Consider the following 21,681-nt stretch of genomic DNA (forward strand, 5'->3'; position numbering starts at 1 on the left):
CATTTTGGCGACTCAAGGCAAAACCGAAAAACAGCCTGACAGGGAGCCACTGAACACATGAAGAAGATGCATCTTGCCGCGACGACGGCGCTGACCCTCGCGCCGCTGGCGGCCGCCGCCGAAACGCTGTCGCTCTATAATTGGGGCGACTACATCAACCCCGCCGTACTGGAGGCCTTCACCGAAGAGACCGGCATCGAGGTCTCGCTCGACAGCTACGGCTCGAACGAGGAGATGCTGGCGAAGATCCAGGCCGGGGCGACCGGCTACGACATCGTCTTCCCCTCCGTCCACATGCACGACATCATGTTCCAGCTCGGCCTGCTGGCGCAGACGGACATCGGCGAGGCCCCGGGCTTCGAGAACATCGACCCGCAGTTCGTCCGTGCCCAGACCGATCCCGACGCCAAATATTGCCTGCCCTATGCTTGGGGCAACGTCGGCATCGTCTACAACAAGGAACTGGCCGGCGACATCAAGAGTTGGGAGGACTTCTTCGCGCTCGGCGCCGCGGGCAAGAAGATCACGCTGCTCGACGACCTGCGCGAGACCATCGGCATCGGGCTTATCGTGAACGGCAACTCGGTCAACTCCACCGATCCGGCCGAGGTCGAGGCCGCGGCGAATTACATCATCGACCACATCGGCGGCGTCACCGCCTTCACCTACGACTCGGTGCCGCAGGTTATCTCGGGCGACGTGGCGGCGGCGCATTGGTACGTGGGCGCAAACCTTTACGTGTCCGAGAACCCCGACACCATCGGCTACATCATCCCCGAGGAAGGCGCGACCCTGTACCAGGAGGACATGTGCGTGCTGGCATCCGCGCCCAACAAGGAGGCCGCGAAGAGGTTCCTCGAATTCTACCTGCGCCCCGAGATAGCGGCACTGAACGTCGAGCAGCAGATGAACGGCACCCCCAACCTGCCCGCACGGGAGTTGATCCCCGAAGAGATCGCCGGGAACGAGACGATCTACCCGTCGCAGGATGTCATGGAAAAGCTGCAGATCTTCGAAGACCTGGGCCGCGACCTGCAGCTCTACAATTCCGAGTGGACCCGCATCAAGACCGCGCAATGACGCCCTTTGACACCCAACCGGCGGGGGGCTTCTCCGCCGGCACGCAGGACCGCACGCCCATGCCTTCTCCGCTTGAAATCATCGACGCCCGCAAGACCTTCCGCACCCCCGAGGGCGGCAGCATGACCGCGCTCGACCGCATCTCTCTGAGGCTCGCCAGCGCCGAGTTCGTCACCCTGCTCGGCCCTTCGGGCTGCGGCAAGACCACGCTTCTGCGCACCATCAGCGGCTTCGAGACGCTGGACGCGGGCGAGGTGCTGATCGACGGTGCCGCCGTCACCCAGATGCCGGCGCATCGCCGCCCGGTGAACACCGTGTTCCAGCGCTACGCGCTATTCGGCCACATGAGCGTGGCGCGCAACGTCGGCTACGCGCTGGAGATCGCCGGTCGGGACAAGCGCGAGATCCGCGCCCGCGTCGGCGAGATGCTGGAACTGGTCGGCCTGGCGGGGATGGAGAAGCGGTCCATCCAGCAACTCTCGGGTGGCCAGCAGCAGCGCGTCGCTCTGGCGCGGGCGTTGGCGGCGAAACCCAAGCTGCTGCTGCTCGACGAGCCGCTCTCGGCGCTCGACAAGAACCTGCGACAGAAGATGCAGCAGGAACTGAAGGCGCTGCAGCGGGAGCTCGGCATCGGCTTCATCTTCGTCACCCACGACCAGGAAGAGGCGCTGACCATGTCGGACCGGATCGCCGTGCTGGCGCATGGGCAGATCCAGCAGATCGGCGCGCCGACAGAGCTGTATCAGACCCCGGCCAACCTTTTCACCGCCGACTTCCTTGGGGAGAGCAACCTTTTGCCCGTGACGGTCACCGGCGGCAGCGCCAGTCTGTCCGACGGCCAGGGCTTTGCCACACCCCACGCTTCCGGTGCGGCGACGCTGCTGCTGCGCCCCGAGGCGCTTTCTGTCGCGCCGCCCGAGGGCCAGGCGCTCAAATTCACCGGCATCATCCGCGAGACCTATTACACCGGCACGGACCACCAGATCGCGCTGGAAACGACCGCCCACGGCACGCTGCACGCTCTATTGCGCAGCAGCAGCGCGTTGCCCGGCGTCGGCTCGGAAATGACGCTGTACGCCGCCGCTCACGGTCTGCACCTGATCGACGAGGTGGCCGCATGAGCCTAGCCCACCGCAAGCTGCTGCAGCTCGTCGGCCTCTTGGGTGCGCCGACGGTCTTCCTGCTGGTCTTCTTCTTCGGTCCGCTGCTGATCATGCTGGTCTACAGCTTCCTGACTCCGGGGCTCTACGGCGGGGTCGACTGGATCTTCTCGCATCTCAACTACGGACGCATCCTCGGCTGGGCCGACACGCGCTACGAGAAGTTCGACCCGGTCTATATCGCCATTTTCCTGCGCTCGCTGAAGCTGGCGGCGCTGACCGTGCTGGCCAGCCTGCTGGTCTGCTATCCCGCCGCCTTCTGGATCAGCCGGATGCGGCCCGGGATGCGCGACTTCGCGATCTTCCTCGTCACGCTGCCCTTCTTCGTCAGCCTGATCGTGCGGCTCTTTGCCTGGGTGCTGATCCTTCGGCCCACGGGGTTCCTCAATCAGGGGCTCATGGGGCTGGGGCTGACCGGCGCGCCGATCGAGTTTCTCTACACCGATTTCGCAGTGATCTTGGGGATGACCTATGTTTTCATCCCCTTCATGTTCCTGCCGCTCTACGGCTCGATCGAAAAGCTCGACATGGCGCAGATTGAGGCCTCGTCGGACCTTGGCGCCACCCGCGTCCAGACCTTCCGCAAGGTGATCCTGCCCGCGACGCTGCCTGGCATCGTCGGAGGCTCGGTGATCACCTTCATTCCCGCCTTGGGCAACTTCATCGTGCCTTCGGTGCTGGGCGGGGCGAAGGTGCTGATGATCGGCAACCTGATCGAGCAGCAGTTCCTGTCGGCGCGCAACTGGCCCTTCGGCTCGGCGCTCGCGATGCTGGTGATGAGCGCGGTCTTGATCCTGCTGATCGCGCAGTTCCGCCTCGCGAAGAAGGAGGCGCAGTCATGATCCTGCGCCGCCTGCTCACCCTCTACGGGCTGTTCTTCTTCGTCTTTGTCTACGCACCGATCCTGCTGGTGGTGGTCTATTCCTTCAATGCCAACACGCTGAACATGATGATCTGGGACGGCTTCACGCTGGATTGGTACCGCCAGCTCTTCGGCATGGAGACCTCGCTGACCCAGAGCGCGACCTATGTCGACAGCACCGACCAACTCTGGGGCGCGGTGCGCACCAGCCTGTTCGTCGCGCTCTCGACCTCGGTCTTTTCCACCGTCTGCGGCACCGCGCTGGCGCTCGCCGTGGCGCGCTACCGCTTCCGGCTGGCGCGCTTCTACCGCACGCTGATGATGCTGCCGATGATCATGCCCGATATCGTGCTGGGCATCGCACTGCTGATCTTCTTCATCACCATCGGCATGAACCTGTCGATGTTGACGATCATCATCGGCCAGTCGACATTCCTGATCTCCTACGTCTTCGTCACCGTCTCCGCCCGGCTGGCCGAGGTCGACACCTCGGTCGAGGAGGCCTCGGCGGATCTTGGCGCCACCCCGGCGCAGACCTTCCGCAAGGTGACCCTGCCGGGCATCGCGCCGGGCATCCTCGGGGGCTGGCTGCTGGCCTTCATCATCTCGATGGACGACCTCGTCATCACCTATTTCATCGCCGGCACCGGCAACACCACGCTGCCCATCCACATCTGGGGGCTGCTCCGTCGCGGCATCAAGCCCGAGATCAACGCCATCGCCACGCTGATGCTGCTCTTCACCCTGGTGATCGCCGCCGCCGGCCTCTACTTCAGATCGAGACGACAGAAATGACCTGCAATACCAAACCTCGCGCCCGCGCGCTGGGGATTCCGCTTCCGGGCACGCCCGGTCCGCTGAACGCCATCACCGATGTGCCGGGCCTCGAGGTGGGCACGACCGAACTGCTGTCGGCGCGCGATCCGTCGCTCGCCACCCGCGGCATCCAAGTGCAGACCGGGGTCACCGCGATCCTGCCGCGCGGCCGCGATCCCGAGCCGAAGCCGGTCTGGGCCGGGCAGTTCAGCCTGAACGGCAACGGCGAGATGACCGGCGCCCACTGGGTGCGCGACGGCGGCTGGTTGGCCGGGCCGATCATGATCTCCAACTCGCATGCCATCGGTCCCTGCCACACGGCGGCGGTGCGTTGGATGGTCGAGACCTATGGCGCGACCTGGGAGGACAATCACCTCTGGGCAATGCCGGTGGTGGCAGAAACCTATGACGGCGTGCTCAACGACATCAACGGGCTGCATGTGACCGAGGACCTGGCGCGCCAGGCGCTCGACGCGGCCCGGCCCGGGCCGGTGCGCGAGGGCAACTCTGGCGGCGGCGCGGGGATGATCTGCTACGAGTTCAAGGGCGGCACCGGCACCGCCTCGCGGCAGCTCGAGGTCGACGGCCAAGCCTTCACCCTCGGGGCGCTGGTGCAGGCCAACCACGGGCTACGGCCCTGGCTCACCGTCGCCGGGCGCCGCGTCGGCGAACAGATGCCCGAGCACCGGGTCATGGACATGGTGACCGAGCGCGGATCGATCATCGTGGTCCTCGCCACCGATCTGCCGCTTTCGTCGAGCCAGCTTGAACGGCTGTCGCGCCGCGCCGCCATCGGCATCGGGCGCGCCGGGACGCCGGGGGGCAACAACTCGGGGGACATCTTCCTCGCCTTCTCGACCGCCAACGAGATGCCGCTGCCGCAGCTCTCGGGCCCGTGGCGGCATATGACCTGCCTGAACGACGAGCTTCTCGACCCGGTCTACATGGCTGCCGTCGAGGCGGTGGACGAGGCCGTGCTCAACGCGCTCTGCGCCGCGGAGGATGTGCCCATGGCGCGCCCCGCCGGGGGCATCTGCCGGGCGCTGGACACGGACCGGCTGATGCAGCTGCTGGAGTGAGGTGAGCCGTTTCCCGGCGAGGAGTGCGGCGGCTCAGCTTGCCTGTTGAGCGTGCCGCCGGGTGCGGTCCATGCGCCTGGTGCGCCTCGACCGATCAAGGCCCCCGGTTCCCTCACCCGTCCTCGGCGACCAGATGGCCGGCACCGATGTCCCGGAGGCTGACAGGCGTAGGCCCCTCGTTGATTTTCCAGATGGGCGAGGGAAGGTCCGTGGCCCGCCGAGCATGCGGGCGGCCCTTGCGCGACGGATCGGGGATCGGCACGGCATCCAGAAGGCGTCGGGTATAGCTGTGCTGCGGGTTGCCGAACACCTGATCACGGGTGCCCATTTCCACGATTTGCCCCAGGTACATGACCGCGAGGCGATCCACGACATTTTCCACGACGGCCATGTCATGGCTGATGAACAGGTAGGACACCCCCGTTTCCTGCTGCAACTCCTCGAGCAGCGCCAGCACCTGTGCCTGCACCGAGACATCAAGCGCGGAGACGCTCTCGTCGCAGATGATCAGTTTCGGTTTGAGGGCCAATGCGCGGGCCACGCAGATCCTTTGGCGTTGCCCCCCCGAGAATTCATGCGGATAGCGCTGCATCTGACCAGCGCTCAGGCCCACGCGCTCGAAGAGCTCCGTTGCGCGGGCGATCCGGTCTTCGGCCGAACCGATGCCATGGATCAAGAGCGGCTCCATGACCGCTTCGCCGACAGTCATGCGCGGATCGAGCGCCGCCATGGGATCTTGGAAAACCATTTGGATGTCGCGGCAGATGTCGCGGCGTCCCCGGTCGGTCAGGCCGGCAAGCGCCTTGCCGTCGACCTCGATGTGTCCCACGTGCGGCACGAGCCCCGACAGCGCCTTGGCGATGGTGGACTTGCCACAGCCGGATTCCCCGACCAGCCCGAAGGTTTCGCCGGGGCGGATGTCAAAGCTCACCTTTTCGACGGCATGGACGCGATGCGTGGGGCGTCCAAAGAAATCTGAGCCGATGTCGAAATGCACCCGGGCGTCCACCAGCCGCGCGGCAGGCGCTGTTGAAACGGGTGGCAGGGGCTTGGCCCGTTCGGCGCCCGCGCCAAGGCGCGGCACCGCGGCGAGGAGACTGCGGGTATAGTCATGCTGAGGCGCGGCAAAGAGCGTGTCGACCGGCGCGCTTTCGACCATGCGGCCCTGCCGCATCACCACGACGCGATCAGCGCTTTCCGCAACCACGCCCATGTCGTGGGTGATCAGGATGATGGCTGTCCCGGTCTCGGCCTGAAGGTCGCGCAACAGCTCGAGAACTTCTTGTTGCACCGTCACGTCGAGGGCGGTGGTCGGCTCGTCCGCGATCAGCAGCGCCGGCCGCAGCGCGAGGGCCATCGCGATCATGACCCGTTGCCGCATGCCCCCCGAAAGCTCGTGGGGGAATTGCTTCATCCGGCGCTCGGGTTCGGGAATGCGCACCTTGCGCAGGGCCTCGACCGCCTGCGCGCGCGCCGCGGAGGCCGCGACCGGCGCGTGCGCGCGGATCGCCTCTGTCATCTGGCTGCCGATCGTGTGAACCGGGTTCAGCGAGGTCATCGGTTCCTGGAAGATCATCGCCAGCCGGGCTCCGCGCCAGTTGCGCATCTCGGGCTCGGGCAGCTTCGGCAGATCGGTTCCGTCCAGCAGCGCCTGCCCGGAGGTGACGGCGACATTGTTGGGCAGCAGGCCCATCAACGCCAGCGAGGTGATCGACTTGCCCGACCCGCTTTCGCCCGCGATCGCGAGCGTTTCGCCGGCGTGCAGGTCGAAGGACAGGCCCGCCACCAGAGGGCGCACCACACCGCGATCCCTGACGGAGACGGTGAGCTCGCGCACTGACAGGAGGGGTGCAGTCGCCCCCGAAGGGGCGGTTGCGGCTTGTGTCATGGTCATTCGAGCACCATTCGCGGGAAGTAGAAGGAGACGACCCAGTTGGGCATGTCGACGATTTCGGAGATGCGCAGATCGCCGCAAGTCGAGACCAGCATATAGGCATCCACTGCCGACATGCCGTGCTTGGCCGTGAGCAGGTCGATCATGCCCGCTACCGCGTCGCGCGCGCCGCTCATCAGGTCGGGCCCGATCCCGGTCGTGACCTCGTAGCCCTTCTGGTCGAGGTGGTTGGTCACCGGCCCCGGCGTGGTGAACCGCGGCATCTTGAGGTTCGCCCCCTTCACCAGATCGAGCGTCAGCGTCACATCCATCGGGCTTTCGATCGCCGTGCCGCAGACCTCGCCATCGCCCTGCGCCGCGTGGGTATCGCCCACGGAGAACAGTGCGCCCGCGACTTCAACCGGCAGGTACAGCTCTGTCCCGGCGGCCAGATCGCGGATGTCGAGATTGCCGCCGGTGCGCCGCGGCGGCACGATGGAATGCAGCCCCGGTTCGGCCAGCGCTACGCCTATGGTGCCGGTGAAGGGCTTGAGCGGCACGCGCCCCATGTCACCCCAAAGCGCCGGAGCGAGGCTTTGCGCGTCATACTTCCAGATCGTCAGCGCCGGATCCTGAAACTGGTCCGCCAGCAGGCCGAAGCCCGGTATATTGGCTGTCCAGCCCCAGGCCGACCCCTCCTGCTCGCGCGGGGCAAAGCCCTCGAGCGTGATCTTCAGCGCGTCTCCCGGTTCTGCGCCATCGATGTAAATGGGGCCGGAAACCGGGTTGATCTTGCCGAAGTCGAGCGTCCTGACGTCCTCAACGGTGCTCGACGGGCCAAGCTGGCCCGCCGAAGAATCCATGCAGTTGAAGCAGATCGTCGTTCCGGGCGCGACCGTCTCGACCGGGGCAATGGAATTGTCCCAGCCGAAATGGTGCTGCGCGCCGTGGATCGTGTAATCACAGGCCTTGCACATGCGCTTACTCGGTCACGTAGACGTAGTCGTAGTTGACCGGGATCGAGACCGGGTCGACATAGAGCGCATCCGCGCCGCCCATGCGCTCGGACTTGACGGTGTAGCGCTGCTCGTTGAACACCGGGACCCAGGGGGCCTGCTCCATGACCTTCATGTAGACGTCGGACCACATGTCCAGGCGCTCCGGGGCCGACGGGTCGGTCATGCTGTCGGCGGCGGTGGCCATGGCGTCGATGCTCTCGTCGCAGAACTTGGACCAGTTCCAGCCGCCTTCGCCCGCACCGGCACACCCCAGGATCGGGCCGTAGAAGTTCGACGGGTCCGGGAAGTCCGCGATCCATGCCATGCCACCGGACCAGATCATCGGCGCTTCGCCCGCGCCGCCTGCCTCGATCACGTTCGCCTGCGCGAGAGAGCGGATCGCGACGTCCACGCCGATGGCCTTCAGGTCCTGCTGGATCGCCTGCGCGATACGCGGGTTCGGGTCGGTGTTCATCACGAACAGCTCGGTGGAGAAACCGTCACCAAGGCCGGCCTCTGCCAGTTTGGCCTTGGCTGCCTCGACGTCGAATGCATAGCCTTCGTAGCCGTCTGTGTAGCCCGGCATCGAGGGCGGCAGTGGCTGGGTCGCGGGCACGGCGCGGCCGTTGATGATCTGGGTGATACGCTCCTTGTTGATCGCCATGTTGATGGCTTCGCGCACGGGCAGCTTGTCGAGCGGCTCGATGCCGACGTTCAGCGTGATGTAGCCGGTGTGCAGCTGGCCGCCTTCGACCACGCGCGCGGCCTGCGACGGGTCCCCCATGACTTCCTGGAATTTTGCCGGGGGGATGCCGTCGCCGGGCACATCTACCTCGCCGTTCTGAAGGCGCAGAAGGGCGACGATGGGCTCCTGGCCCACTTCAAACGTCACGCCATCCAGATACGGCACGCCATCGCGCCAGTAGTCCTCGTTCTTTTCGAAGACGAGCCGCTGACCGATGGTCCACTCCCCGAGCTTGAAAGCGCCAGTGCCGACGGGATGCTTGCCGAAATCGGTGCCATGCTCGGCCACGGCCTCCTGCGGTACGACAGAGGCAAAGTTCAGCGCCATCACGTGCAGGAAGGTCGCGTCGGGCCGCGACAGGGTGATCTTGACCGTCGAGGGGTCGACCACTTCGACGCCTGCCAGCGTATCCGTCTCGCCCGAGGCCATGGCATCATAGCCCGCGATGGAGGCAAAGAAGCCTGCGCCGGGCGATTGGGTTTCGGGGTTGGTCACGCGATCGAGCGAGTATTTCACGTCCTCCGCGGTCATCTCGCGCCCGTTGTGGAAGGTCACGCCCTTGCGCAGGGTGAAGGTGAAGACCGTGCCATCCTCGGAGATCTCGTAGCTCTCGGCGAGGCCGGGGCGCAGCTCGGTCGTGCCGGGAACGTAATCCATCAGCCCATCGAAAAGGGATTTGATCATCGACCAGTTCTGCCAGTCGTAACCGATTGCCGGGTCGAGCGTGGCCACATCGTCCTTGTAGGTGACGGTGATCATGCCGCCCGGCGTGGCATCGGGATCAGCGGTGTAGCCCTCGGCAAAGCCGGGCAGAGCCGAGGCCGCCAGCAAAGCAGTGGAGAGAAGTAGTTTTTTCATGATCGTTCCCTGTTGGTTTAAAGTTGAAGAAGATGCCCAGGGATCAACGCAACTTGATGCGCGGGTCGATGAGCGGGGTAATGAGATCTGCGAGCAGGTTGCCCAGCACGATGGCCGTGGCAGACACCATGGTGACGCCCATGATGATCGGGATGTCGACGCGCTGGATCGCCTGCCACGCGAGCTGGCCGATGCCGGGCCAGCCGAACACGCTTTCGACAACGACGATGCCGCCCATGAAGATGCCGATATCGATGCCGATCATGGCGATGATGGGCAGGATGGCGTTGGGCAGCGCATGGCGCATCAGGACCTTCGAGCGCTTCAGCCCCTTGGCGCGTGCGGTGCGAATGTAGTCCTGCCGCAACACCTCGACCATGCTGGAGCGCATCATGCGGGAATACCAGCCGGACCCCATGATCCCCAGCGTCACCGCCGGCAGAACGAGATGCGCAAAGGTGCCGTACCCGCCAATGGGGAACCATCCAAGCAGCACCGCAAACACATAGAGCAGCAGCAGGCCCACCACGAACTGCGGCGCAGAGACCGCGACGAAGGACGTCAGCATCAGCCCCTGGTCGAGCGGCTTGCCTCGATAGAGGGCGGCCACGATACCAAGCGTGAGCCCGATCAGAAGCTCGCAGAAGATCCCGCCGGCCATCAACAGCAGCGAGGCGGGCAGACGCGCGGCGATCAGCGTCGAGACCTCGGTCTTCTGCAGGTAGCTGCGTCCCATGTCACCTTGAACAAGGCCCGACAGGTAGCGCCAGTATTGCACGAGCATCGGCTGGTCGAGCCCCAGTTGCTGGCGGATGTTCTCGACCGTTTGCGCCGTAGCGGACCGCCCGGCGATCTGGCGCACCGGGTCGGCGGGCAGCACGTAGAGCAGCACGAAGGTGATGAAACTGACGCCCAGCAGGATCAGCAAGGATTGGATGATGCGGCGAAACAGGTAACCGGGCATCAGTCGTTTCCCCTTTGGGTCGGATCGAGCACGTCGCGCAGCGCGTCGCCCACGAGGTTGAAGGCCAGCGCCAGCAGCAGGATCGCCGCGCCCGGGATGAAGACCAGCCAGGGTGCAGCCTGGAAATAGGTCTGGTTCTCGAAGATGATGTTGCCCCAGCTGGGCGTCGGCGGCTGGACACCGACCCCGAGAAAGCTGAGGGTCGCCTCGAGCAGCACGGTGACCGAGATCCCCAGCGTGCCCCAGACGATCAGCGTCGGGATGAGGTGCGGGAGGATATGCTTGAACAGGATGCGCGACCGGGACGCACCCAGCGTCTTTTCGGCGGCGATGAATTCGCGCTCTGCCAGCGATGTGGTCTCGGTATAGACCACCCGCGCCGTCTGTACCCAGTTGACCAGCGCAATCACCATGGCCACGATCCAAAGCGACGGCTGGAAGATCGCCGCGAGACAGATCGCGAGCAACAGGGCCGGGAAGGCCATCATCAGGTCGGTGAACCGCATCAGCACGGCTCCGACCCAACCGCGGACGTACCCCGCGAGCACGCCCACCAGTGTTCCTATGACCAGCGCGACGCCATTGGCGACCACCCCGATGATGAGAGAGGTCTGCGCGCCGTAGAGCATCCTGCTGAACAAGTCGCGGCCCAGCAGGTCCGTTCCCATGAGAAAGTCGCCCCCGGGCGGCATGGGCTCGCCGTAGAGCGTCAGCCCCTCGAACAGCTGTTCGTCAGGTGCGTAGGGCGCGATCCACGGTGCAAGGGCCGCACCCCCCACCACCAGCGTTATGATCGCAAGCCCGAAGAGCGCGAGCTTGCGGCGCAAGAGCCGCCGCAGGGCGCTGGCCGGAGAGGCGGTTGATGTCGCTTGTACCGTCGTGTCAGCCATGATCCTTGTCCGTCCTTGCATCGCTGACCGAGGCCACGATCCTTGCGGCAGCCTCCTCGAAGCTGACGCGCCACGCCATCGCCATGCCGCGCAGTTGTTCGTAGGCCTCGTTTTCAGTTTTTCCGCGCGTCGCCAGCACGGCCACGGCCTGCACCACGGTCTGCCGCTGGCCGAGGCGCTGGCGCAGATTTTGGATTTCGCCAGCCAAGCCGATCCGCGCATCGAAGGTCGCCCGCGCGATCAGAAGCGCTGAATAGACACCGTTGTCGCCGACAGGCTTGAGGATCTGCGCATCGACGCCGAAGTTCATCAGCCATTCGATGCGACCGGGCGCTTCGGACCCGATCAGCGCGATGGTCGGAAGCGGCGCGTCGCCCGGGCTCCAGGGAAACTGGTCGTCAAAGTCGGTGTCCACATCGATGAAGAGAAAGTCGGCGCCGCGCACCGAGGCCGGAAGCTCCGGCCAGCAACACTCGACGTGCAGCCCCACCGCTTCCAACTGGCGGACCAGCGCGGTCACGTTGGCATGTGGCCGGTGCAGGATCACCGCGCGCGCGCCGCCCAGTTCGGGAATGCTCAGACGTCCTCTCATCGTACCACCCGCAGCATCGGTTGTGGCCGCTGCGTCGACTGCGTCAGGTAAGGATCGCCTTCGATCTTTGCGTGGGTCTCGATCGGGACAAATCTGCCGTTGCGCACCGCGGCGATGGCCACTGGCAGCGCAACGTGATGTGTGCGCGGGCTGATCCCCACTGATGCCGCGCGCGGCATGGCCAAAAGCTCGGGCAGGCTCAGGGCTTCGGCGTCCGGCACGCTCGACAACAGGCGGGCCAGCATCATGACAGAGGCGTGCGCCGCCGCCTCGAAAGATGATCCGAAATCGAAACGCCCCTCGTTGCCCGGCAGCGCGGGGGCCATGCCCTTGAACCATGGACCGGCGGCGATGACCCCCTCTGCCGCGGCGCCCATGGCGCCCAGTTCGGCCTCGGTCATATTGCACGACAGGACCGGGCACGCGTTGTCGCCGAAGGCGGGATCGTCCGCGCGCAGCTGCGCCATTGCCTCGAGAAACGCATATTGCGACGGACCGATCAGCTGGTTCAGGACAAAGTCCGGCTTCAACGCGGCGATTTCATCGACAAGGCGGGCGATGTCTGTCGATCCGATCGGCACGTACCGTTCGCCCAGAACATGCGCGCCGCGCTTCGCGCTGACCTCGCGGGCGATGCGGTTCATTTCCCAGCCCCAGATATAATTCGATCCCGTCAGGTAGGACCGGCTGCCATAGGCTGCAAAGGCGTGCTCGAGCAGCGGCAGCAGGTGCTGGTTGGGGCAGGCATGGGCATAGACCACGCGATCAGAGGATTCGAACCCCTCGTAAGGCGTGGGATACCACAGCACGCCACCCAGCCTCTCAAGGCTGGGGATCACTTCCTTGCGGCTCCAACTGGTTGTGCAGCCGATCACATGCCGTGCCGAGCTGTTTTTCAGGATGTCTTCGCACAGCGGTGCATAGGCATCGATATCGCCGCCCGGGTCACGCTCCACCGGACAGAAGACCATATCTATCTCAACATCGTCATTGACCTGCTCGATTGCCTTCAGCGCGCCTTCGCGACTGGCCTGTCCCATGAGCCGGTAGGGACCGGAGGTTGAGAAGAGAAGTCCTATGTCGATACTGCGGGTCACGCGGCGCTCCTGAAACGAAAAACGCCTCGCACCCAGCGTGTGTCGCGAAGACAGACCGAAGGGTGCGAGGCGCTTTTGCCAATATGTTGCCTCTTGTCTGCGCAAACCTGCGGAGGCTGTCAAAATGTTTCAGGGTCTGGATGCGGCACTTTCGGCAGGTGTGCTCAATTATTGTGCGTCCAATGCGGTCAGGGCGCTCGCAAATGGGGCAGGGCGCCACCCGGCACTTGCTGCAGCGGCGCGCGACGCCACAGGCCCTTTCCAGTCGCTGCCGGCGTGCGGACGATGGCGGATGCAGAATTGCTGGATGCGTGGGAAGCGGTTTTTCCGGCTCCCGCGCGGTCTTCGGAACCCAGACGGCGCGGGATATCACGAGATTGCAATCCTGAAGAAAATGCATACCGACGTTCTCGCGAATGAAGGAGCGAGGTCTTGATGGCTGGTCGGAAGGTCTTCCTCGTCGAATTGGCGTTCGTCGTAGATGATCGCTGCGCGCTCCCGGGTGAAGCCGACCAATCGAGCCCCCCAGCGGGCCCAGTCCGGCAGCAGCATCGCGCTGGGCAGCCTCAGCGTTCGGGCGGGCCCCCGGTCCACTAGCTCGACCTGCAGGTCCATCGCCGAGGAATTGATGAGGTCGGCCCGCGAAAAGGCCGTCGGCGTCAGGGTGGTATATCGGCGTCGGCGATCATAGATGGCTCTGGACTTTAGCCAGGAGCCGACAAGCAATGCGCCAGCGCCTTTCCGATTTCCTTGATCGACCATCGACGCGTTACACGATCATGGGGGTCATCCTGTTCAACGCGATCATCCTGGGCCTGGAAACCTCCGGATCGGTCATGAATGCCGCGGGCGGGGTGATCGTCGCGCTGGATACGGCCTGCCTCGCGATCTTCGTGGCCGAGCTGGTGGCCAAGCTTTACGCGCGCGGGCTGCGGTTCTTCCGCAGCGCCTGGAACATCTTCGATCTGCTCGTGGTCGGCATCGCGCTGGTGCCGGCTGCGGGTGCGCTGTCGGTGCTTCGAGCGTTGCGGATCTTGCGGCTTCTGCGCGTGATCTCGGTCGCGCCGACATTACGCCGCGTGGTCGAGGGCTTTATCTCAGCGCTGCCGGGCATGGCCTCGGTCTTCCTTCTGATGGGGGTAATCTTCTACATTGCCGCGGTGATCGCGACCAAGCTCTTCGCCGCGACCTTCCCCGAATGGTTTGGCTCGTTGGGCGGGTCGCTCTATTCGCTTTTCCAGGTCATGACGCTGGAGAGCTGGTCCATGGGCATCGTCCGACCCGTGATGGAGGTCCACCCGCACGCCTGGATTTTCTTCGTTCCCTTCATCCTGATCACCACCTTTGCCGTGGTGAACCTCGTGGTCGGCCTGATCGTCAATTCGATGCAGGACGCCCATGCGGAGGAATCGAACGCCGCCACGGATACCTACCGTGACGAGGTGATCCGCCGCCTGGCCGCGATCGAAGAGCACCTCAACGTGGCAAACGAAGGGACGGCGCAGCGCGTCGCCGAGCCTGGGGCTGGCGCACGGGCGCGCGGATGACGGCGTTGCCAGCGCGGAGCGGCTCGCTTCTGACCGAGGGACGGGGACCTTCGCAGACCCGCACCCCGTTGCCGGGAACTGCGCATGTGTCTGTTGCAGGCGCGGAACCGCGATCGTCGGCCAAGCGCGCCTCGCTGCGCCTGTCACGCCCGCGAACTCGGTCATGGCGATCTGGTCGGGGTCGGTGACCGTCTTCTCGACCGCTGCGGACAGGGCGGCCACCTGGGCCGGATCGGTCCCGGCAGGCCTGGTGTCTCTCGAAGCCCTATAACCGCGACCACAACCAACCCCAAGACGATCAGCCAAAGGATCGGGCCGAACACCATGGTCATACCGCGGGCGGCCCCCTTGCGCGTGGTCGCGACCGAGCCCGGACGGAAGGGATAAGGCGGCCAATCCCCGGCTTATGGCATTGGGCGCGATGGCCAAGGGCCGGCAGGCGTCCGGAAGCAACCTTCGCGCGGGCCACGCCGGAGGGGCTGAGCGCCGAGGCTGCGCAGATCCTGGTCCAACGCCGTGCGAGTTTTTCTTGACCTTCCCCCTGCTGGAACCCCCAAGTCATCGTGGGACACTGACACCCGCGCCCGGAGGTTCCCATGGCCCATTCTGACCACACAAGTGATGCCGAGCCGGAAGTCGCGGCCCAGGACGTGACCCGCGATCCGGTCTGCGGGATGACAGTGGACCCCAGGGCCGACACGCCGGGCTTCGAGCACGACGGCCACCACTACCACTTCTGCTCCGAGGGCTGCCGCGAGAAATTCCGCACAGACCCAAACGCCTATCTCGCCGCCACAGACCCTGTCTGCGGCATGCAGGTCGAGCGCTCTACCGCCGTCCACATGCTCAAGCACGGCGGTCAGAAGGTCTACTTCTGCTCCGAGGGCTGTCAGTCGAAGTTCGAGGCGGAGCCCGAGGCCTATCTCGGCCACCGCCCCGCGCCCGAGCCGATGCCCGAGGGCACGCAATACACCTGCCCGATGCACCCCGAGATCATCCGCGATGCGCCCGGCGACTGCCCCAAGTGCGGCATGGCGCTGGAGCCGATGACCCCCTCGGCGGACAGCGGGCCGAACCCCGAATACGTCGACTTCAAGCGCCGCCTGAAGATCACCGCGCCGCTGGCGGCGCTGGTCTTCGTGCTGGAGATGGGGGCGCACATCGGCATCCCCTTCGCCGACTGGATCGGACATAGGCTCTTTGGCTGGGTTCAGTTCGCACTGGCTACGCCGGTGGTGATCCTCTGCTGGCCGTTCTTCAAGCGGGGCTGGGCCTCGATCGTCAACCGCTCGCCCAACATGTGGACGCTGATCGCGCTCGGTACCGGTGCGGCCTATGTCTTTTCCATCGTTTCTCTGCTGGCGCCCGGCCTCTTCCCCGCAGCGATGCGCGACGGCATGGGCATGACGCCGGTCTACTTCGAGGCGGCGGCGGTGATCCTCGTGCTGGTGCTGGTCGGGCAGGTCATGGAACTGGCCGCCCGCGAGCGCACCGGCGACGCGATCCGCGCGCTTCTCGATCTCGCGCCCAAGACGGCGCGGCGGGTGACGGGCGGGAGGGAGGAGGACGTGCCGCTGGACGAGGTCGCCTCGGGCGACATCCTGCGCGTGCGTCCCGGCGAGAGCGTGCCGGCGGACGGCGTGGTGACCGAGGGGCGCTCTTCGGTGGACGAGAGCATGATCACCGGCGAGCCGGTGCCGGTCGAGAAGACCCAAGGTGAGCCCGTCACCGGCGGCACGCTCAATAAGACCGGCAGCTTCCTGATGCGGGCCGAGAATGTCGGCTCCGAGACCACCCTCTCGCGCATTGTCGAGATGGTGTCCAAGGCGCAGCGATCGCGTGCGCCGATCCAGGCGATGGCCGACCGTGTGGCGGCCTATTTCGTCCCTGCGGTCGTGGGCGTGGCGGTTCTGGCTTTCCTCGCATGGACGGTCTTCGGCCCGTCCCCCGCGCTTTCCTACGCCTTCGTCGCGGCGGTCTCGGTGCTGATCATCGCCTGCCCCTGCGCGCTTGGCCTCGCGACGCCGATGTCGATCATGGTGGCGACCGGGCGCGGTGCGCAGGCGGGCGTGCTGATCCGCGACGCTGAGGCACTGGAGCGGTTCTCCAAGGTCGATGTGCTGGTGGTCGACAAGACCGGCACGCTGACCGAGGGCAAGCCGACGCTTACCGACGCTGAGCCCGCCGAGGGGACGGATAAGATCGAACTTCTCGCCTTTGCCGCCGCGCTGGAACGCGGGTCCGAGCACCCGTTGGCAGAAGCGATCACCGCTGGCGCGCGAGCAGCCGGGGCACCCGAGCGCGAGTCCTCGGACTTCGAAGCGGTCACCGGCAAAGGCGTGATTGGCAGCGTTGGCGGACAGCGCGTGGCTCTCGGCAATGCGGCGCTGATGGCGGATGAAGACGTGGACCTTGGCGCCTTGAATGACCGCGCCAGCGACCTTCAACGCGACGGCAAGACCGCGATGTTCGTCGCCGTGGGCGGGCGCGCCGCCGGGCTGGTCGCGGTCGCCGACCAGGTGAAGGAGAGCACGCCCGAGGCGATCCGCGCCCTGCACGAGGCCGGGTTGCGCATCGTCATGGCCACCGGCGATGCGAAGGCCACGGCCGAAGCGGTCGCGCGGGAGCTCAATATCGACGAGGTGCATGCCGAGGTCAGCCCCGAGGACAAGCACGCGCTGATCGAGAAATTGCGCCGCGAGGGGCTGTCGGTTGCCATGGCCGGAGACGGGGTGAACGACGCCCCGGCGCTCGCGGCTGCGGACGTCGGCATCGCCATGGGCACCGGCGCGGACGTGGCGATGGAAAGCGCCGGTATCACGCTGGTCAAGGGAGACCTCGGCGGCATCGTCCGGGCGCGCCACCTCGCCGAGGCGACCATGCGCAACATCCGCCAGAACCTGTTCTTTGCCTTCGTCTACAACTCGGCCGGCGTGCCGCTGGCGGCGGGCATCCTCTACCCGCTCTTCGGCATCCTGCTTTCGCCCATCGTCGCGGCGGCGGCGATGAGCCTCTCGTCGGTCTCGGTGATCGCAAACGCGCTGCGACTGCGGGGGGTGAAGCTGTGAAATGGCTGGGTCTTGTCGCGCTGGTGCTTGTTGCGGGCGCGGGTTGGTTTGTCTTCGTCGGGGCCGAAGGTGCCCCGGCAGGCTCTGCCCAGATCGCCGAAGGCAAGGCGCTCTACGCGGAAACCTGCGCCGCCTGCCACGGGGCACGCCTCGAAGGCCAGCCGAACTGGCGCACCCCGGGCCCTGACGGCCGCCTGCCTGCCCCTCCGCATGACGCCAGCGGTCACACCTGGCACCACCCCGACGAGGTGCTCTTCCGGATCACCAAGCTGGGCACCGCCGCCGTGGTCGGAAATGGCTATGAGAGCAACATGCCGGGCTTCGCTGATCAGCTTACAGACGCGCAGATCGAGGCCATTTTCACCTACATCAAGTCGACTTGGCCGGAGGAGCTGCGCGCGCATCAGGCGGAGATCTCCGCGACGCCCGGGTAGCGCGCATCGTCCTGACACGGTTCCTCGATGGACCTTATCCCTCCGCACAGGGCCGTCGCTGCGCACTCAGCCGCGCGTGCGCCCTCATCGCGGTGGCATCGACCTCGCGGACCTAAGCGCAAACCGCACCCTCGTGCCGCGAACGTGATCTGACGCCGTCCCGCGAAAGGCGTAGCGTTGCGCCATGACACAGCTTGTGCTTCGCCTGCTACTGCTGACCCTTCTTGGGGTCTGGACCGCCTTGCCGGCCGGGCCGGTGCGCGCCATGGCGTCCAGCGCGCTCTGCTGCGACAATAGGGCCATGGCGCATGCGGACCATTCCGCGCAGCAAGCCGCCGTTAGCCATGGCGCGATGCACGACAAGAGCCACGCCCAGATCTGCGCACTGCACTGCCTGCCGCTGGACGCGGCCCGCAGCGCAGATCTGCCCAGCCCCGGCAAGGCACATGGGTCGCGCATCGTTGCGTCGATGGCCGATGTGTCGCTGTCCTCCCGGGACTTCGCGCCCACATCGCCGCCTCCCCGAAGCTGATCTCCACGGGACTCGGTCCCGCCTCGCGAAACTTCATTTTCCGGAGATCATCATGACCCAGTATTCCCGCCGCGGCTTTCTCGCCGCTTCTGCCGCCATGTCTGCCGCGCTGCTGCTGCCCGCAAGGGCGCGGGCAGCGACGGATCGGCTCTCGCTCACCGCGGGCACCCGCACTCTTGAGGTGAACGGCCGCGCCGCGACCGTCATGGGGCTGACGAATCGCACGGGGGGGCAGGGGCTGACCCTCGACCCCGGCCAGCGCTTCGCCGTCGATCTGACCAATGACCTCGATGTGGAGACGATCATCCACTGGCACGGGCAGCTCCCGCCCAATGCGCAGGACGGCGCGCCCAACACCAACCCGATGCTCAAGATCGGCGAACGCCGCGCCTATGACTTCACGGCGCGTCCGGGCAGCTTCTGGATGCACAGCCACATCCCACAGCAGGAGATCGCCATGCTTGCCGCGCCGCTGATCGTGCGCAGCGCCGAGGACGTGGCCGCCGATCGGCAGGAGGTGGTGATGTTCCTGCATGACTTCAGCTTCAAATCCCCCGAAGAGGTGCTGGCAGAGACCGCCGGCAGCACCGGCGGGCACCATGGCGGAGCCCACGCTCCGGCGCCGATGAACCATGCCACCATGCACCACGGCGGGGCGAGGTCGGACGCTATGGCCCCGACGGGCGGAAGTTCGGGCAATGGCCCTATGCCCGGAATGAGCGGGGGGCCTGGCATGCCGATGGACATCAACGATTTCCATTTCGACGCCTATCTCACCAACGATCGCACGCTTGATGATCCGGAGGTCGTGACCGTCGAGCGCAACGGTCGGGTGCGGCTGCGGATCATCAATGGCTCATCGATGACCGCCTACTGGATCGACACCGGGGAACTGCGGGGCCGGCTGCTCGCGGTGGACGGGGACAGGGTCGAGCCGTTTTTCGACACGCGCTTTCCGATCGCCTCGGGCCAACGGCTGGAGATCGAGCTCGATCTGCCGGGTGACGGGCTTGCACGACCGGTGCTCGCGCTGCGGGAGGGCGCGCAAGAACAGACCGGGCTCGTTCTCGCACCGCGGGGCGCCTCCGTGCCGCGCCTGCCGACCCGCGCCGCGACCGAGACCCCGCCCGTCGCTGGTGACATGCGGCAGGAGCTTGCGCTGCGCGCCGTCTCGCCGCTCGCAGCCCGGACCCCGGATGCGCGGCAGATGGTGATGCTCGGAGGCGCGATGACCCCCTATGTCTGGACCATCAACGGCGCCGTCTGGGAGGATCACAGCCCAATCACGGTGCCCCAGGGTGCGCGGGTCGAAATGATGTTCCACAACATGTCGATGATGGCGCATCCGATGCACCTCCACGGCCATGTCTTCCAGGTCGTCGCGGTCGGTAACCAGCCTGTGCGGGGGGCGCTGCGCGATACGGTCTTCGTGCCGGCGATGGGCTCGGTCACGGTGGCATTCGACGCGGGCGAGGCGGCGCGCTGGATGATGCATTGCCATCACATGGGGCATCTGGCGACCGGCATGATGACAGAGCTTCAGGTGCGGGCCACGGCCTGAGCCAAGGACCGGCGGTGCGGGCGAGACGCTCGCGCCGCCGGTGTTTTTCGCTGTCGGCCTGGGCGGATCAGGCCACCTCGATCCAGGTCGTCATCCCCGAGGCTGCATGACCGAGCATGTGGCAATGCAGAAGCCATTTCCCGGGGTTGTCCGCGACGAAGGCGACCTCTGCGCTTTCCTGCGGCTTGATCAGCAACGTGTCGCGCATCGGCCCCTGGGACCCATCGGCGGCGACCGTGCGGAAGTGCATGCCGTGCAGGTGCATCGCATGGGGAAAGACCGTGTCGTTGACCCACCGGATGCGCGCGGTCTCGCCGAGGGCGTAGCGAGCAAAGGGGGCCTCGCCGCGCCCCACCTGGCCCGACAGCGCCCAGAATTGCCCACGCTGCACAAGCTTCTGGAAATCCATGTCCTGCCCCTCGAACCGGCCCGACGCCATGCCACGCATCGCACCGCCTTCCATCCGCATCTCGCGCAGTTCGGCCTCGGCGACACCTGGCACATCCATGCGCGGGTTGGGCGGTAGCGGCGCGGGGACGGCGCGCCGCGCGCTGCTCTTCGGGCCGGTCACAGTCACCTCGGCAAGCGCCTGCCAACTGTCGTCGTCGGCGTAGCTGAGCAGCGCCGCGGGCGTGCCCGCCTCGGCGGTGACATCGACAATCAGATCGACGCGCTGCGCCGGGGCGAGGATGATCTCGGTGCTCACCGGCTCGGGCTGTGCCAGCGGCATCCCGTCAAGCGCGACCGTCCAGCCCACCATTCCTTCGAGCCTGAGCATGAAGATGCAGGCGTTGGCGGCATTGATGAGCCGCAGACGCAGGCGCTCGTTCTGCCGCGCTTCGAGAGAGAAGTCGTACCGGCCGTTGATCCCCAGCAAATTGCCCAGGCGCCCTGCGTGACTGCGCATCATCGGATTGCCGAAATCCCCGGCGAAGCGGCCGGTCTCCGGGTCGAGCAGCCAGTCGTCGAGCATCAGCACCTCGTCCCGGTCGATGTCCGGCGGCGTGCTTTCCTCGACGATCAGCGCCCCGGAGAGGCCGCGTGCCACCTGCTCCATGGAGTTGGTGTGGGCGTGGTACCAGTAGGTCCCGGCATCCGGCAGCTCGAAGGCATAGTCGAAACGCCCGCCCGGCGGCACGGGATCCTGCGTCAGTCCCGCCACGCCGTCCATCGCGTTGTCGATGCGGATGCCGTGCCAATGCACCGAGGTCGGCACCTGCAATCCGTTGACCAGGCGCCTAGAAAGGCGGCTGCCCTGCGGCACGCGGATTTGCGGACCGGGAAGCAGGCCGTCGTAGCCCCAGACCTCGGTCGCCGGATAGCCCTCGGGCGCGAGCTGGACGGTGGCGGGGCCGGCGGTCAACAGGGGCGTCTCCTGCGCCCATGCGGGGCGTGACAGGGGAAGCGCGGCAAGTCCCGTGCAGAAGGCGCGTCGTGTGAATGGCATATCAGGTGATCCCTTTCGCGCATTGCATCTCGCGGGCATCGTCAATGATCGTCTTCTCGGTGCCCCGCGTCGTGCGGG

At 66.1% G+C, this 21,681-nt stretch carries 19 protein-coding genes; 10 read left to right on the top strand and 9 right to left on the bottom strand.

Annotation, left to right across the window (positions count from 1 at the left end):
* Positions 1-57: 57 nt before the first annotated feature.
* The 5 genes from G0D83_RS17450 to G0D83_RS17470 are packed head-to-tail and all read left to right on the top strand — an operon-like array spanning position 58 to position 4,997.
* A complete protein-coding gene (locus tag G0D83_RS17450) occupies positions 58-1,080 on the top strand; it encodes a PotD/PotF family extracellular solute-binding protein (RefSeq protein ID WP_164196060.1) in 1,023 nt (340 codons plus the stop codon).
* 59 nt (positions 1,081-1,139) lie between these two features.
* Positions 1,140-2,201 (top strand): ABC transporter ATP-binding protein, encoded by a 1,062-nt coding sequence (locus G0D83_RS17455; protein ID WP_235940087.1) that lies wholly within the window; start codon positions 1,140-1,142, stop codon positions 2,199-2,201.
* Positions 2,198-3,082, top strand: a complete 885-nt coding sequence (locus G0D83_RS17460; RefSeq protein WP_164196063.1) for an ABC transporter permease — start codon at positions 2,198-2,200, stop codon at positions 3,080-3,082. Before G0D83_RS17455 ends, G0D83_RS17460 begins: the two co-directional genes overlap by 4 nt.
* A complete protein-coding gene (locus G0D83_RS17465) occupies positions 3,079-3,897 on the top strand; it encodes an ABC transporter permease (RefSeq protein ID WP_164196064.1) in 819 nt (272 codons plus the stop codon). The genes G0D83_RS17460 and G0D83_RS17465 overlap by 4 nt, the downstream gene beginning before the upstream one ends.
* Positions 3,894-4,997, top strand: a complete 1,104-nt coding sequence (locus tag G0D83_RS17470) for a P1 family peptidase (RefSeq protein WP_164196065.1) — start codon at positions 3,894-3,896, stop codon at positions 4,995-4,997. The genes G0D83_RS17465 and G0D83_RS17470 overlap by 4 nt, the downstream gene beginning before the upstream one ends.
* A 112-nt stretch (positions 4,998-5,109) precedes the next feature.
* Here G0D83_RS17470 and G0D83_RS17475 read toward each other — a convergent pair whose 3' ends face one another.
* The 8 genes from G0D83_RS17475 to G0D83_RS17510 all read right to left on the bottom strand — a co-directional run bounded on the left by G0D83_RS17475 (position 5,110) and on the right by G0D83_RS17510 (position 13,740).
* A complete protein-coding gene (locus G0D83_RS17475) occupies positions 5,110-6,891 on the bottom strand; it encodes an ABC transporter ATP-binding protein (RefSeq protein ID WP_164196066.1) in 1,782 nt (593 codons plus the stop codon).
* The gene (locus G0D83_RS17480; RefSeq protein WP_108968719.1) at positions 6,888-7,847 is read right to left on the bottom strand and encodes an acetamidase/formamidase family protein; all 960 of its coding nucleotides are present in this window, start codon (positions 7,845-7,847) and stop codon (positions 6,888-6,890) included. The genes G0D83_RS17475 and G0D83_RS17480 overlap by 4 nt, the downstream gene beginning before the upstream one ends.
* Positions 7,848-7,851: 4 nt before the next feature.
* Positions 7,852-9,471 (bottom strand): ABC transporter substrate-binding protein, encoded by a 1,620-nt coding sequence (locus tag G0D83_RS17485; protein WP_164196067.1) that lies wholly within the window; start codon positions 9,469-9,471, stop codon positions 7,852-7,854.
* Positions 9,472-9,514: 43 nt separating this feature from the next.
* A complete protein-coding gene (locus G0D83_RS17490) occupies positions 9,515-10,435 on the bottom strand; it encodes an ABC transporter permease (RefSeq protein WP_108968722.1) in 921 nt (306 codons plus the stop codon).
* Entirely contained in the window at positions 10,435-11,325 is an 891-nt protein-coding gene (locus tag G0D83_RS17495) for an ABC transporter permease (RefSeq protein WP_164196068.1), read from the bottom strand. Before G0D83_RS17495 ends, G0D83_RS17490 begins: the two co-directional genes overlap by 1 nt.
* Positions 11,318-11,917, bottom strand: a complete 600-nt coding sequence (locus tag G0D83_RS17500) for an ANTAR domain-containing response regulator (protein WP_164196069.1) — start codon at positions 11,915-11,917, stop codon at positions 11,318-11,320. Before G0D83_RS17500 ends, G0D83_RS17495 begins: the two co-directional genes overlap by 8 nt.
* Positions 11,914-13,014: a transporter substrate-binding protein gene (locus G0D83_RS17505; RefSeq protein ID WP_164196070.1), complete on the bottom strand. Its 1,101-nt coding sequence runs from the start codon at positions 13,012-13,014 to the stop codon at positions 11,914-11,916. Before G0D83_RS17505 ends, G0D83_RS17500 begins: the two co-directional genes overlap by 4 nt.
* A gap of 369 nt (positions 13,015-13,383) precedes the next feature.
* Positions 13,384-13,740 carry a hypothetical protein gene (locus tag G0D83_RS17510; protein WP_164196071.1) on the bottom strand — a complete coding sequence of 119 codons (357 nt, stop codon included), beginning with the start codon at positions 13,738-13,740 and terminating at the stop codon, positions 13,384-13,386.
* On the opposite strand from G0D83_RS17510, the gene G0D83_RS17515 reads away from it, so the two are divergent.
* From G0D83_RS17515 to G0D83_RS17535, 5 genes are all read left to right on the top strand, one after another.
* On the top strand, positions 13,740-14,561 hold the full coding sequence (locus G0D83_RS17515; RefSeq protein ID WP_164196073.1) for an ion transporter: 822 nt from the start codon (positions 13,740-13,742) through the stop codon (positions 14,559-14,561). The two genes, G0D83_RS17510 and G0D83_RS17515, sit on opposite strands and share 1 nt — an antisense overlap.
* Positions 14,562-15,157: 596 nt before the next feature.
* A complete protein-coding gene (locus G0D83_RS17520) occupies positions 15,158-17,629 on the top strand; it encodes a heavy metal translocating P-type ATPase (RefSeq protein ID WP_164196075.1) in 2,472 nt (823 codons plus the stop codon).
* Positions 17,626-18,063, top strand: a complete 438-nt coding sequence (locus G0D83_RS17525; RefSeq protein ID WP_164196076.1) for a c-type cytochrome — start codon at positions 17,626-17,628, stop codon at positions 18,061-18,063. Before G0D83_RS17520 ends, G0D83_RS17525 begins: the two co-directional genes overlap by 4 nt.
* 184 nt (positions 18,064-18,247) lie before the next feature.
* Entirely contained in the window at positions 18,248-18,595 is a 348-nt protein-coding gene (locus G0D83_RS17530; RefSeq protein WP_164196077.1) for a hypothetical protein, read from the top strand.
* Between the two features lie 52 nt (positions 18,596-18,647).
* Positions 18,648-20,156, top strand: coding sequence for a multicopper oxidase family protein (locus G0D83_RS17535; protein WP_164196083.1), 1,509 nt, complete (start codon positions 18,648-18,650; stop codon positions 20,154-20,156).
* Positions 20,157-20,223: 67 nt separating this feature from the next.
* On the opposite strand, the gene G0D83_RS17540 is transcribed toward G0D83_RS17535, so the two are convergent.
* Positions 20,224-21,603 (bottom strand): multicopper oxidase family protein, encoded by a 1,380-nt coding sequence (locus tag G0D83_RS17540; RefSeq protein WP_164196085.1) that lies wholly within the window; start codon positions 21,601-21,603, stop codon positions 20,224-20,226.
* Positions 21,604-21,681 lie beyond the last annotated feature (78 nt).

This window comes from Salipiger sp. PrR003 (assembly GCF_010500785.1).
Lineage (GTDB): Bacteria > Pseudomonadota > Alphaproteobacteria > Rhodobacterales > Rhodobacteraceae > Salipiger > Salipiger pacificus_A.